12 protein-coding genes are annotated in these 13,685 nt (G+C 64.8%); 1 reads left to right on the plus strand and 11 read right to left on the minus strand.

What is annotated here, in order from left to right:
- Window positions 1-59: 59 nt before the first annotated feature.
- The 8 genes from G503_RS0108295 to G503_RS0108330 form a co-directional block, all read right to left on the minus strand.
- Window positions 60-1,400: a phenylacetate--CoA ligase family protein gene (locus G503_RS0108295; protein ID WP_028027213.1), complete on the minus strand. Its 1,341-nt coding sequence runs from the start codon at window positions 1,398-1,400 to the stop codon at window positions 60-62.
- A gap of 217 nt (window positions 1,401-1,617) precedes the next feature.
- A complete protein-coding gene (locus G503_RS0108300) occupies window positions 1,618-1,926 on the minus strand; it encodes a hypothetical protein (protein ID WP_035022501.1) in 309 nt (102 codons plus the stop codon).
- Window positions 1,927-2,304: 378 nt separating this feature from the next.
- Window positions 2,305-3,216 carry an Rpn family recombination-promoting nuclease/putative transposase gene (locus G503_RS15665; RefSeq protein WP_051191066.1) on the minus strand — a complete coding sequence of 304 codons (912 nt, stop codon included), beginning with the start codon at window positions 3,214-3,216 and terminating at the stop codon, window positions 2,305-2,307.
- Between the two features lie 233 nt (window positions 3,217-3,449).
- Window positions 3,450-5,030 (minus strand): Asp-tRNA(Asn)/Glu-tRNA(Gln) amidotransferase subunit GatB, encoded by a 1,581-nt coding sequence (gatB, locus tag G503_RS0108310; RefSeq protein WP_028027215.1) that lies wholly within the window; start codon window positions 5,028-5,030, stop codon window positions 3,450-3,452.
- Window positions 5,031-6,524, minus strand: coding sequence for an Asp-tRNA(Asn)/Glu-tRNA(Gln) amidotransferase subunit GatA (gene gatA, locus G503_RS0108315; RefSeq protein WP_035022503.1), 1,494 nt, complete (start codon window positions 6,522-6,524; stop codon window positions 5,031-5,033).
- A complete protein-coding gene (gene gatC / locus G503_RS0108320) occupies window positions 6,524-6,835 on the minus strand; it encodes an Asp-tRNA(Asn)/Glu-tRNA(Gln) amidotransferase subunit GatC (RefSeq protein ID WP_028027217.1) in 312 nt (103 codons plus the stop codon). Before gatC ends, gatA begins: the two co-directional genes overlap by 1 nt.
- A 370-nt stretch (window positions 6,836-7,205) precedes the next feature.
- On the minus strand, window positions 7,206-7,925 hold the full coding sequence (locus G503_RS0108325) for a 7-cyano-7-deazaguanine synthase (RefSeq protein WP_235715527.1): 720 nt from the start codon (window positions 7,923-7,925) through the stop codon (window positions 7,206-7,208).
- A gap of 177 nt (window positions 7,926-8,102) precedes the next feature.
- Window positions 8,103-9,011, minus strand: coding sequence for a TIGR02452 family protein (locus G503_RS0108330; protein WP_051191067.1), 909 nt, complete (start codon window positions 9,009-9,011; stop codon window positions 8,103-8,105).
- A gap of 155 nt (window positions 9,012-9,166) precedes the next feature.
- Here G503_RS0108330 and G503_RS0108335 point away from each other — a divergent pair, with 155 nt between their 5' ends.
- Window positions 9,167-10,054 carry a proline iminopeptidase-family hydrolase gene (locus G503_RS0108335; protein ID WP_028027220.1) on the plus strand — a complete coding sequence of 296 codons (888 nt, stop codon included), beginning with the start codon at window positions 9,167-9,169 and terminating at the stop codon, window positions 10,052-10,054.
- 78 nt (window positions 10,055-10,132) lie between these two features.
- Here G503_RS0108335 and G503_RS14435 read toward each other — a convergent pair whose 3' ends face one another.
- The 3 genes from G503_RS14435 to G503_RS0108350 all read right to left on the minus strand — a co-directional run bounded on the left by G503_RS14435 (window position 10,133) and on the right by G503_RS0108350 (window position 13,432).
- Window positions 10,133-10,849 carry a Fic family protein gene (locus tag G503_RS14435; protein ID WP_035022506.1) on the minus strand — a complete coding sequence of 239 codons (717 nt, stop codon included), beginning with the start codon at window positions 10,847-10,849 and terminating at the stop codon, window positions 10,133-10,135.
- 17 nt (window positions 10,850-10,866) lie between these two features.
- Complete coding sequence (gene ychF / locus G503_RS0108345; protein ID WP_028027221.1) at window positions 10,867-11,940, minus strand: redox-regulated ATPase YchF; 1,074 nt, start codon at window positions 11,938-11,940, stop codon at window positions 10,867-10,869.
- 112 nt (window positions 11,941-12,052) lie between these two features.
- The gene (locus G503_RS0108350; protein WP_028027222.1) at window positions 12,053-13,432 is read right to left on the minus strand and encodes a sodium-dependent transporter; all 1,380 of its coding nucleotides are present in this window, start codon (window positions 13,430-13,432) and stop codon (window positions 12,053-12,055) included.
- Window positions 13,433-13,685 lie beyond the last annotated feature (253 nt).

Here is a 13,685-nt window from a genome sequence, read left to right on the forward strand (position 1 = left end):
GGCCGCGCACGGCCGGAGGGCGGCGCGCGGCCATCAAGTGTAACGAGGAACTTCGGGCCCTAGGCGCCCTTGCGCTCGTCGATGAAGCGGCTGGCCTTGTGCTCGGAGGAGGTGCCCAGCTTGCCGGCGTCGTAGACGAGCACCTTGGCCGGCTTCACGCCGGTATGGGCCTTCAGCGCCGCGCTCACGCGGGCGGCCACGGCGTCGAAGGGCTCGTCGGATCCTTGGGCGCGCTCCACGCTCACCTCGTAGCGGGTGGAGAAGTTCTCATCGTAGACGCGGATGAGGTACTCGCCCGTCAGCCCCGCCTCGGCGCGCACCACGTACTCCACATCGGAGGGGAACACGTTCACAGCGCCCACGATGAACATCTCGTCCTTGCGGCCGGTGATGTGGATGCGGGCCAGAGTGCGCCCGCAGGTGCACTGCTCGTTGGACACGTATCCGATGTCTCCGGTGCGGAAGCGGATCATGGGACGGGCCTTCTTCATGAGCGTGGTGTACACCAGCTCGCCCACCTCGCCGGGGGCCAGCACCTCGCCGGTGGCCGGGTCCACGGTCTCCACGAGGATCTGGTCCTCCACGATATGCAGGCCGTCGTGGGCCTCGCAGGCCGCCGCACAGGCGCCGTAGATGTCGGACAGCCCGAAGAAGTCCACCACCTTCGCGTCCCACAGGTTCTCGATGGCCTCGCGGGTGCTCTTGATGGAGCCGCCCGGCTCGCCGGCCACGATAATGGTGTGGATGGAGAAGTCACGGCGCGGGTCGAGCCCCTTCTCCTTGATCTTCTCGCCCAGCGTCCAGGCGTAGGACGGGCTCGTCCAGATCACCGTGGGCTGGTACTGCTGCAGCACGAAGATGAGGCGGTCGGAGGGCACCGCGCCCACCCAGATGGCCAGAGCCCCCAAACGCTGGGCGCCGATGACGTCGGGGCCGCCCACGTAGAGGGCGAAGTTCAGGCCGTGTACGTAGCGGTCGGTGGGGCGCATGCCGGCCTGCCAGAACAGGCGCGCCTCGGTGTCCTGCCACAGGTCGAAGTCCTCCTGGGTAAAGGGGCTCACCGTGGGCACGCCCGTGGAGCCGGACGAGGTGGCCATGAAGATGACCTCCTCCTCGGGCACCGAGCACATCTCGCCGAAGAACGAGCCCACGTGCTGGGTCTCGCGCTCGGTCTTCTTATCCACGAAGGGGAACTTCTCCAGGTCCTTCAGGGTCTTGATGTCGGCAGGCGCGACGCCGGCCTCGTCGAAGGAGCGCTTGTACCAGACGGTGTTCTCGTAGGCGTAGGCCACCATCTCCTGCAAACGTTCCAGCTGCATGGCCTCCAGCTCGGGCCGCGGCATGCACTCGATCTCGGGATCGTAGTACTTCTGATCGTAAGGGATGTTCTTCTTCGCCATCACTGCTCCTTGTTCCCGTTTCCTGAAGGGCGCCGCAACGGCCTCGCCCTTTGTTTCGCGTGGGTCAGTATGATGCCCGAAGCCACGGCGCGGAGCAAGGGCAAGACGCATACAGAATAGGGAAAGCCCGCCATCGCGAAGGTCGATGGCAGGCTTTCACCTGGTGAAACGCGGCGGTATAGGGACGTCGGAGCCGTCGGCGATCCAGCGGCGCCCCTTAGCTGAGCGTCCCTTGCGCGGCCAAGACCGCCTGGGACATCTGGTAGGACAGCACCACGACACCAAGAAGCACAATGGTCACGATCACCTTCACCGCCGTATGCCAGGTGCAGGAGCCGCGCCACATCAGCACGAGCCCCACAGGCCAGAAGATCACGAGGAAGAAGATGATCCAGAAGGTCTGCTCGTACCACTTCTTCTCGTCGCCGGTCGTTACGATCTCGTTGGCGTGCTCGCTCGTGCGCCCCTGGCCGCGACGCGTCCAGTCACCGTAGCTGCGCCCGTTCTCGTCCTTGAAGATGCCCATGGGAAATCCCTTCGTAAATGTTGACCCTACAACTTTTGGTTGGGATTCTACCATTGTCTCCGCGCAGGGGCGCCCGAGCGCCACCCCTGTCACGAACCCGTCACAGCCAAACACCGAAACCGGCAACCGATCGTTGCCGGTCGCGGACGCGGCGCTCAGCTTTTGCCAGGTCGATCGCCAACTCCCGAGCCGCACATTGAGGTCGACGCGTTTGCAGCTGGCCGCATCTTTACGACAGAAGGCGCAAGCTATGGCGCTGACTGCATCGCCTTCGGCCTGTCGACGACAGGCACATCGCCGCTAACGAGCAGCCTAACCCGACCCCTCCCCGCAAGGCCGCGCTCCCCGCGGGACGTGGATTTTCTTGCAGATAGAACCCTACAATCCGTATTCTCTAAGAAGATTCTCAACCGCCACGGGGTCAGCCATAACGGAAAGGGCGTCTTCAGCGCGGCCATCTTCTGCCAGCTTGGCCGCAAGAGCAGCCATCCTGGCAACGCCCTCAGCGCGGCCCTCGGCGCGACCCTCAGCGCGGCCCTCAGCGCGGCCCTCGGCGCGACCCTCGGCGCGGCCCTCCGCCAGGCCTTCCTCACGGCCCTCGGCAATGCCCTCGGCACGGCCTTCTGCCAAGCCTTCGGCGATGGCATCAGCGCGGGCCTCTTCCAGCAAATCTCTTACGGTCATCACGGAGGCCACCCACTCTCTATCCTCATTGGCCGTGGAAACTGCGGCATCCATGGCGCTCACGAGCTTGTCATCTGGCGCCACCGAGCCCCTTTGAATATATTCTAGCAGATTACGTAGCCCCTCATTGGGCGCGGCAGCGGCGGCCCGTGCGTTCAGCACCACCCACGTGGAGCCGGTTTGGGCCGCAAGGGCCGGATTCTCCCGGCAGAGACGGTCGAAGGTGTACACGGGAAGGCCTGCGCCGGGCCAGTCGAAATCGCAGGCAAAGATGATGTAGCTGTCGCGCAAATCCCTCCACGATGAACCCTGGTCGAGCAGCCCGGAATCGATGCTCGCCTGATAGTAGCGCAAACGACGCCCCAAATCGGCATGGGGATTGGCCTGCATCTCCACATCGATGACGCCCAAGGCCGTCTCAGCGTACACATCGAGCCGCACCCCGCGGGATGCCACGGCGGGCTGGAGCACCTGCTCCCGGTTGAGATAGGAGATGGAACCCACTTCGGTACCGAGCACGCGCTCCAAGAAGCCCCGGCAAATATCCTCGCGGCAGAGCACGCGCCCGAACATGAAGTTGTTGGATATGGTAATGCGGCTGGTCATGACAGCCCCTTTCTCCTCGGCAGCTGTCCCCGTTTTCGGGTTAGGGGCTCCCCAGCCTCAGTTTCACCTCTCGTGAAACTGTAAGAACATTTGTTTCATTATAGAGTTTTGAGATAACGATTTCAAGAGGAAAATAGTACCAATTTGAAAAGAGAGGCCCCCTTCTAAACGAAGAGCCGCCCCTTTCAGGACGGCCCTTCGCGACGCAAGGCAAAACTGACGACTTCGCTTCCCTACCCCAGCTTCTTCGCCAGAAGCTCGTTGATGATCTTGGGGTTGCCCTGGCCGCGCATGGCCTTCATGCACTGGCCCACGAAAAAGCCGATGAGCTTGTCGTTGCCGTCGCGGTAACGGGCCACTTCGTCGGGGTTGGCGGCGATCACCTCGTCCACCACCGCTTCGATGGCGTCGGTATCGGACACCTGCTTCATACCGCGGGCCTCCACAATGGCCTCAGGGTCGGCGTCCTCGTCCATGATGGCGGCGAACACCTCCTTGGCCTGCTTGGAGGAGATGACATCGGCGACCGTCAGCTTCACGAGAGCCACCGCGCGGGCGGCCGAGAGCGGTGTTGCGGCCAGCGCCTCGCCCTCGTGGGCGTTCAGCCACGCCGTCACATCGTTGATGATGAGGTTCGCAAGCGGCTTGGCGAACGCGCCGCCGTCGGCCTCGGCGGCAGCCAGCGCCATGCACTCGTCAAAGAAGTCTGCGGTAGCGCGGTGTTCCACCAGGTGGCGAGCATCGTAGGAGGTGAGCCCGAAGTCAGCGGCATAGCGGGCCGCCTTCTGGTCGGGCAGCTCGGGCAGCTTGGCCCGCACCCCTTCGATGAACTCGTCGGTGAGATCATAGGGCGCCAAGTCGGGCTCGGGGAACAGGCGGTAGTCGTCGGCGGTCTCCTTCACGCGCATGACGATGGTGCGCTTGGCGGACGGGTCCCAGTGACGCGTCTCCTGGTAGATGACGCCCCCCTCTTCCAGCACCTCGGCCTGACGGCAGATCTCATAGGCCAAGCCGTCGTGGAGGTTCTTGAAGGAGTTCATGTTCTTCAGCTCGGTCTTGGTGCCGAAAGCAGTGGTGCCGCGACGGCGCAGGGACACGTTGCCGTCGCAGCGGAGGCTGCCCTCCTCCATGGAGCAGTCGGAGATACCGATGGCCAGGTAAATCTGGCGCAGCTTCTGCATGAACAGGCGCGCCTCCTCGGGCGTGCGCAGGTCGGGCTCGGTCACCAACTCGATCAAGGGCGTGCCGGCGCGGTTGTAGTCTACCAGCGAGTGCGTGGCCCCGGCGATGCGGCCCTCCCCGCCGCCGAGGTGCACCATCTTGCCGGCGTCCTCCTCCATGTGGATGCGGGTGATGCCCACATGGGCCACGTACCCGTCCTCGGTGCGCGTGATGTTGCCGTCGCGCTCACCGGGCGCAAGGGCGTCCAGGCGGTAGCGCTCGGCAGCCCCGCGGCCGTCCACATCCAGATCCAAGTGACCGCGCATGCAGAAGGCGATGGGGCCCTGGGTGGTTTGGAAGTTCTTCGCCATATCAGGGTACATGTAGTTCTTGCGGTAGAACATCGAGTGCTTCTCGATGTCGCAGTTGGTGGCCAAACCCGCCAGCACGATGGACTCGATGGCGGCGCGGTTGGGCACGGGAAGCGCCCCGGGCAGCCCCAGGCACACCGGGCAGGTGTGGGTGTTGGGGGCCGCGCCGAACTCCAGCTTGCAGCCGCAGAACATCTTCGTCTCCAGGGTGGTCAGCTCGGCGTGAATTTCCAGGCCGATGACGGCCTCCCAGGTCTCAAATACCTCTTCCAGCGTTTTCATTTACGCACCCACCTTTCCGTCGGCGTAGTCGGGGGCCACGGGCGCCGGGCCGTAGACGGTCTCCAGGGCCGCTGCGGCGCGAAACATGTTCGCGTCCTTGAAGGGCGGCGCGATGAGCTGCACGCCCACGGGCAGGCCCGTGTCGGCGCCCAGGCCCACGGGCACGGACATGCCGCCGTTGCCGGCGATGTTGATGGAGATGGTGAACATGTCGCCCAAATACATCTCGGTGGGATCACCGATCTCGCCGAGCTTGAAGGCCGTGCGCGGGGCCACCGGCGCGAGGATGCAGTCCACCGACTCGTAGGCGACGGCAAAGTCGCGGGTGATGAGGGTGCGCACCTGCTGAGCCGGGTAGTAGTACGTGTCGTACACGCCAGCCGACAAAAGGTAGCTGCCGAGCATGATGCGGCGGCGCGCCTCGGGTCCGAAGCCGCGGGCGCGGCTGGCCTCGTACTGGCTGCCCAGGTCTTTGTGGCCCGGATCGCAGTAGCCGTAGCGCACCGAGTCGAAGCGGGCCAGGTTGCTGAAGGCCTCGCAGGGACCCAGCACGTAGTAGGCACTCATGGCCGCCTGGGCATGGGGCAGCTCCACCTCCACGAGCTCGGCGCCCATCTTCTCCAGGGCGAGGGCGGCCTCCTGGGTCTTGGCCCTCACCTCGGGGGCCAAGCCGGCGGCCTCCAAGAACGCGGGCACGACACCGACCTTCATTCCGCGCACCCCCTCGGCGAGGTTCGCCGTGAAGTCCACGTCGCTCGGCTGGCTCGTGCAGTCCAACGCGTCGCGACCGGCGATGGCGTTCAGAACAAGAGCCGCGTCTTCCACCGAGCGGGCGAAGGGGCCCACCTGGTCCAGCGAGCTGCCGAAGGCCACCACGCCGTAGCGCGAGACCACGCCGTAGGTGGGCTTCACGGCCACCAGGCCGCAGAAGGAGCCGGGCTGGCGGATGGAGCCGCCGGTATCGGAGCCGAGGGACACGGGTACGAGGCCCGCCGCCACGGCCGCGGCGCTGCCGCCCGAGGAGCCGCCGGGCACGCGCTCGGTATCCCACGGGTTGCGCGTGGGCCCGAAGGCGGAGGTCTCAGTGGAGCCGCCGAAGGCGAACTCGTCCATGTTCAGCTTGCCGATGGGCAGCGCCCCGGCCCGCAGGGTGCGCTCCACGCAAGTGGCGGTGTAGGGCGACACGTAGTCGCGCAGCATGTTCGAGGCGCAGGTGGTATGGGTGCCCGTCAGGTTCAGGTTGTCCTTGTAGCCCACAGGCACGCCGGCCAGAGGCCCCATCTCGGCCAGGCGCCCCTCGGCGATGGCCCCGTCGATGCGGGCAGCGGCATCCAGGGCCAGCGCCTCGGTGGTCTCCAGGAAGGAGTGCACTACCCCGTCGGCGGCCTCGATGCGCTCGAAGGTACCGCGGGCCACCTCGGCGGCGGAGAACTCCTTGGCGGTGAGCCCCGCCTGGAGCTCGCCGATGGACATGCTTCCGAACGGCGTTACCATTAGCGGTCACCCCCCTCGCCCAGAATGGACGGGATGAGGAAGCTGCCGCTCTCCTGCTTCGGGGCGTTCTCCAAGGCCACGGCCTGGGTGAAGCTGCCACGCACCGCGTCGTCGCGCATGACGTTCGACAGATCGCCGATAGGATGGAACGTGGGCTCCACGCCATCCAAGTCGAACTCGGTGATGGGCGCGAGGCTGTCGATGATGGCGTTCAGGTCGGCCGTCATGGCGACGACCTCCTCCGCCGTAAGACCGATGCGGGTGTACTCGGCAATGCCCCGCACATCAGCCTCGGAAAGATGCTGCGTCATGGCTGAGCGCTCCTTCTCGATTTCCGTAAGTCAACCGCCCTATGATAGCAAAAAGCGGGGCCGCGAAGCGCGCCGCCCCAGCGAGTGCGAAGATTTAGCAATTGAGCAGGGCAGTTCTTGTGTCAAATCTAGAGTTATGAGCGTCTCACTTCACCACACCGCACGGCAGTTTGGAAGACAGTCGACAAAACGCCCGATCAGGGTATTGCAGAAAGCGGTAAGCCTATCGAATGGGGGACGAGCGAACCCCCGAGACGCTCATAACTCGAGATCCGGCGCATTTTCCGACCCCTTCGCCGACCGAGACTCCTAGGCACAAAGCCGCCGCCCCAAGCTACAGCCTTCGCAGAGGGAAGGAGTCCCAGGCGCCCTACAGCCCCCGGGCCCGAGCTGCCTCGGCCAAGGAAGCCTCGGTAATGGGCTCCCCCTCGGACACGTACACCGCCAGGCACGGAAAGCTCGGCTTGGCGGCCATGAGGGCGCCGGGGGCCAGGCCGAAGCGCTCCTCCAAGCCGGCCAATACATGGCGCACGTTGGCCTTGGTCATGCCGGCGCGGCGCAGGGGAGAGACCACCCCCGCCTCGGCCAGGGCCTTGAAACCGGGGCGACGCGCAGGGTCATCGGAGGCGTTGGTGCCGTCCACGATCACCGTGAAGCCGTCGGCCGCCGCAGCGGCGCGCACCTCCTGGAAGATGAAGCGCTTGCAGCGATAGCAGCGGTCGGGCGGGTTCGCGCAGATAGCCCCATCGGCGAGCACGTCGGCCTCCACCACCGTGAGGGGAACATCCAAGGCGTCGGCGACAGCCCGGGCGTCGGCCAGCTCGAAGGCCGGCTGGAAGGCGGTCTTCACCAGGTAAGCATGCACCTCGCAGCCCGCCAACTTCGCCGCCGCCAGCAGAAGCGACGAATCGCAGCCGCCCGAGAAGGCCACGGCCAACTTCGGCTCCCGCAGCAGGTACATCTCCAGCGGCTCGCCGAAGAGGTGCTGGCCCGGGCCCACATCCTCGGCATCCTCGGCCACGCGGGACTCGAAGTCGGAAACATCCCGCTGCGCCCCTTCTTCAAGCCCGTCGATCTTCGTCACGTCCACCACACGCCTTTACTCTCACACATCCACCTCACACCGATCACCACGCGACCGCCTCTCGCAAGGTGCCGCAGGGACGACCTTCGGGCTGCCCTCGTCGGTCGCCACCCGGCACGACCCCCATCGCAGGGGCAGGCTGAAACCCGCCCCTGCGAAGGCCCGACCAGGACAGCACATTCCCTAACGCAGCGTGATGCCCTCGGGCAGCTCCACGTCGCGCCAATCCTCGTCCTCGCCGCAACTGTCGTCCTCGGCCGCGACCGGTGCCGCAACGGGGCGCTCAGGCTCAGCGGCGCCGAAGACGGCACGGAACGCGTCGGCATGCAGGCGCGGCACCGCGAACACGATGCGGGAGATGGAGCCGGGATGCTCGGCGATCCAGACACGGAACAACTCGATGACCTGGGCCGGCTCGTAGCCGTTGCGACCACAGCCGAAAGCGCCCACGACCAGGGTCTCCGCCCCGTTCGCCGCCGCAATGCGCAGGATGGTCTCGATGCGGTCGGCCAGCGCCTTGTCGCACTCGCGCTCAGAGCGATGATTTTCCAGCGCATAACCGCGCACGGGCTCGGGCAGCGCAATCACGTCGGCGCGGCGCACGTCGCCCCCGCGGGAGAACAGCACCGCCGGCAAGTAGGCCGCCCGATCGGTAAACAGCGAGCCACGACGGTAGTCCCTGTTCTTGCGGTGGTACTCATCGGCAATACCCTGCAGCACCGGATACAGGTTGCTCTCAGCGCACAGGATCTGCTCGGGCCCGAAGGCACCGTCCTCGTAGGCGCCGCCCGGGCGCGTGAAGGCCGCCGGATCCACCACGACGCACTTCCCCGCACCGTGGTGGTACAGCGCCTCGGGAGCGAACGACGTCACCACCCGGGTTTCCGTCGCCTCAGCCATCGGCTCGGGCAGCGGCAGGGCGCGGCCCTCTCCTTCCTCGTAGATGCGGGCGCCCTCGAGAGTCTCGGCCGTTTCCGCAGCGAATGCGGCCCGCATGAGCCCCGTATGTCGCACCGCCTCGCGACGCCGTTCCTCGCGCGCCTCGTCCCGACTCGGCCGACGCTCGGCCGTCCGCTCGCTGAAATCCGCCATAGTGCGCCCCTTCCGTTTCGCGCGTTCCTCTCTAGCGGCCCCATTCTACAAGAAGCGCGCCCCCCTCGGGCGCAAAATACGCGAAGTCGCCGCGGGGGCGCAATGGTTCGGGCGTACAATGGACGGGTAAAGCCCGCGCGAGGAAAGGGAGCACCATGGCGGAAATTCGCGAGACCTACATCGACTACCAGGGGTTCAAAACTTACTGCAAGATCGTCGGCGAGAACCAGCCCGGGAAGAAGACGCTGCTCATGTTGCACGGCGGCCCCGGTGCCACCCACAACTACTTGCTGCCCTACGCCGAGATGGCCGACCGCTACGGGCGCCAGATCGTGTTCTACGACCAGATCGGCTGCGGCAAATCGAACATCCCCCATCAAGATGACAGCTTCTACCATTACGATCTGTGGGTGAACGAGTTCTACGCCGTGCGCGAGGCCCTGGGGCTTGACGACATCCACCTGTTCGGCAACTCCTGGGGCGGCATGCTGGGCATGCTGTGCATGATGAAGGACGATGCAGGCGTGAACTCGTTTGTGATCAACTCGTCGCCGGTGCGCATCGCCACCTGGCTGGAAGAGGCAAATCGCCTGATCAAGTACATGCCGGCCGAAATGCAGGCGGCCATCGCCGAGGCCGAGCGCACCGGCGACTACGAGACGCCTGCGGCCAAGGCGGCCTACGACGAGTACTACAAGCGCCACGTGACCGGCCTGTACGAACGCGACTACCCGCAGTACCTCATCGACGAGGTGGAGGGCACGGGCGAATGCTACGGCGTCATGCAGGGCGCCAGCGAGTTCGTCGTCACGGGTAAGATGCGCGATTGGGACGTACGCGAGGGCGTGCGTGACATCAAGGTGCCGTGCATGGCCCTGTCGGGCACCGACGACGAGGGCACGCCGCTCGTCATCAAGGAGGGCGTCGACTGCATCCCCGGCTGCGAGTGGGTCCTTATCGCTGGCGCGCCCCACATGTCCTGCGTCACCCACCCCATCGAGTCCATGGAGGCCGTCGAGAACTTCATCAGCCGCTTCGAGTAGCGCCGTCCGCTGGCAAGACGAAGGGCACCTCAATGAGGTGCCCTTTCTGTTTACGGGTACACGAACAGCGCCACCTAGTTAAGCCCCGATATGCGGCACCAAGGGCAGAAAACGGGCGACGAAATCGTCTTGGAAGCTGCGGCACGTATCCAGCAACCAGCCGGGCTCGTCCTCATAGTTGGCAAGCCCCCGATAGTAGAACTGCTTCATGGCATCGCCCACGATAAAGGGCGTCACATCGCTGCGCAGGCATTCGCGGAACATGACCATGCGGCCGATGCGACCGTTGCCGTCCTGGAAGGGGTGAATGCGCTCGAAGCGATAGTGGAAGTCAGCGATGTCCTCGAACCGCCGAGGACCCGCCTCATAGGTCGCGATCAACGCGGCAAGCCGCTCGGGAGCATCCTCGGGCAGGACCGTAATTACGCCGCCAACTTCGTTGGGGAGCGTTTTGAACACGCCCGGCGCGAAAATGGGATCGGAAGCCGCCTGGTCGGTTCCCCCCTCGAGCATGCGATGGAACTCTAGCAGTAACTCCACCGTCAACGGGTCATCTGCCGTTTTCAGCATGGCATCGAAAAGGCGGAAGTGGTTCGTGGCATCCTGCACATCTTGCACGCGCGCAGGACCATCCACCGTGCGCGTCTCGAAGATCTGGCGCGTTTGCTCCTCGGTCAGGCGCGAACCCTCGATGTGATTGGAGTTGTAGGCCAGCTCAACCTGCGTCTTGTGGTAGATATTGCCCTCAAGCCCCAGGCGGCGCTGACGACGGTATTCCCCGAGGAGTTCGCGCATGACAATTCTCGCCGACGCTACACGTTGAACTTGAAGTGCATGACGTCGCCGTCGCGGACGACGTAGTCCTTGCCTTCCTGGCGCAGCTTGCCCGCATCGCGGCAGCCCTTCTCGCCGCCCAAGGCCACATAGTCCTCGAAGCTGGCCGTCTCGGCCTTGATGAAGCCGCGCTCGAAGTCGGTGTGGATGACGCCGGCCGCCTGGGGGGCCTTCGCGCCCACGGGGATGGTCCAGGCGCGCGTCTCGGTCACGCCGCTCGTGAAGTAGCTCTGCAGACCCAAAAGCGCGTAGGCCTCGCGGATGAGGCGGGCCAGGCCGCTCTCGGCAAGCCCCAGAGCCTCCATATACTCCTTGGCCTCGGCCGGGTCCATCTCGGACAGCTCGGCGATGTCGGCCTCAACCTTTGCGGAAATGGGCACGGGCGTGCAGCCGTCGATCTCGGGCAGCTCCACATCCACGGCGCCCTCGTCCACGTTCGCGATATACAGCATCGGCTTCATGGTCAGCAAATGCAGCTCGTAGATAGCCGCCTGCTCGTCATCGGAAAGCCCCAGGGTGCGGGCGCGATGGCCCTCGTTCAGGCCCTCGAGCACCTTGCGCGCCGTCTCCAGCTTCGCCACGCCGGCCTTATCGCGCTTGGCCTCCTTCTCCAGGCGGGGAATGGCCTTCTCCAGGGTGGCGATGTCGGCCAGGATGAGCTCGGTCTTGATGGTATCCACATCGGAGAGCGGGTCCACCTTGCCGGCCACATGGGTCACATCCGGGTCGCCGAAGAAGCGCACCACCTCGGCGATGGCATCGGTCTCCCGGATGTTCGCGAGGAACTGGTTGCCCAGGCCCTCGCCCTGGCTCGCCCCGGCCACGAGCCCGGCGATGTCTACGAACTCCACCGTCGCAGGCACGATCTTCGCCGGATGGTCGATCTCGGCCAGCGCGTCCAAGCGCTCGTCGGGCACCGGCACGATGCCGACGTTGGGCTCGATGGTAGCGAACGGGTAGTTGGCAGCCAGGCCGCCCTTGTTGGTCAGCGCCGTGAACAGCGTGGACTTGCCCACATTGGGCAGCCCCACGATACCGATTGAGAGAGCCATGAAAATCCTTCGATCTAACGAGTGTTTCAACAGGTGACTATCCTACCGCAAAACAGCGAAGAGCGCCCACAGGGGACGCCCTTCGCCATGGAATTCGAACGGGTCTGCGACGTTACATCGCAAAGAAACCGAACTGCGCGGCCACGTAGGCCACCAGGATGATGGTCACGAGCACCGGGGCGATGTACTTGATCATAATCGTCCAGGCACCGGCCGCGGTGAACTTGCTCGAGATGCGCACCTCGTCGATAACCGTCTTGGGCTTCACGATCCAACCGACGAACACGCAGGTCAAAAGCGCCACAATGGGCATGAGCACCGAGTTGGAGATGAAGTCGGCAAAATCCAGCATGGACGTGCCGGCGCCCAGAGGCTCGATGAACGACAGCCCGTTGTAGCCCGCGTTAATGATGGCGCCGGCCACCACCACGAAGGCGATCACGATGCCGAGCGCGCGGCCGCGGGTGCACTTCATACCGTCCTGCACGATGGACACCAGGGTCTCCACCAGCGAGATAGCGCTGGTCAACGCGGCGAACAGCACCAGCACGAAGAAGAGGAAGCCGATGATGGTCGCCATAGCGCCCATGTCCTCGAACACGGTGGGCAGCGTGATGAACATGAGCGAGGGACCGGCCTTCTCGGCCACCGCGTCGCCAGAGCCCATGGCCACGAAAGCCGCGGACACGATCAGCAGGCCGGCCAAGAACGACACGCCCAAATCGAAACCGCCGACGCGCACCACCGAGGAGGTGAGGCTGTCCTTCTTGCGCATGTAGGAACCGTAGGTAATCATGATGCCCATGGCCAGCGACAAGCTGTAGAACATCTGACCGAGGGCGCTAATGACCAGCTCGGGCGAGAACTTGCTGAAGTCAGGAGTCAGATAGTACAGCGCGCCCCCCACGGCACCGGGCATGGTCAGCGTGTAGATGGCGATGCCGATGGCCATGATGATCAGCGCGGGCATCATAACCAGGTTGGCCTTCTCGATGCCGCCCTTCACGCCCAGGCCCACGATGATGAACGCGAGTGCCATGAACAGGAGCATCCAGATATAGCTCTCCACATTGGAAGTGATAAATCCGCTGAAGAAATCACCGCCGTCGGCCAAAGCCGCAGGGCCGTTTACCACATAGGCAGCCGCGTACTTCGTCACCCAGCCGCCGATGATGCAGTAGTACGGCGTGATGATGAAGGGCACCGCCGAAGCGAGGATGCCGATGAAGGCGTACTTCTTGCCAAAGCTCTTGAACGCGCCGATGGCAGACTGACCGGTCTTGCGACCCAGCGCCGTCTCCAACAGCAACAGCGACACGCCGAAGGTGAACACCAGCACCACATAGGTCAGAAGGAAGGTGCCGCCACCGTACTTCGCCGCCAGATAGGGGAAGCGCCACATGTTCCCCAGGCCCACCGCCGATGCGGCCGCAGCCAAAATGAACGCCCACTTGCCCGACCAAGAGGCGCGCTTTTCCATATTCCCTGCCATAGGTTTCCTTTCCCATTTCCAAGGCGCTCCCCAGCGCCTCTACCCAATACCAGGAACGGGCGGCTGCATCGCGTACGGTGCAGCCGCCCGTCGAAACTGTGCGATTATAGCGTGAAACCGTCGAAAATCCCCCACTTTTCTGGGGAAAGGAGCAGCGGAGAACCCTGGCTGGAAGCACAGAGCGAGCCATCGCCCGCCGATCGCCGGCCCCCGCACCGCAGGGACGGCCTTCAGGCCGCCCGTCAACCGCGAG

It is taken from the genome of Adlercreutzia mucosicola DSM 19490, assembly GCF_000422625.1.
Lineage (GTDB): Bacteria > Actinomycetota > Coriobacteriia > Coriobacteriales > Eggerthellaceae > Adlercreutzia > Adlercreutzia mucosicola.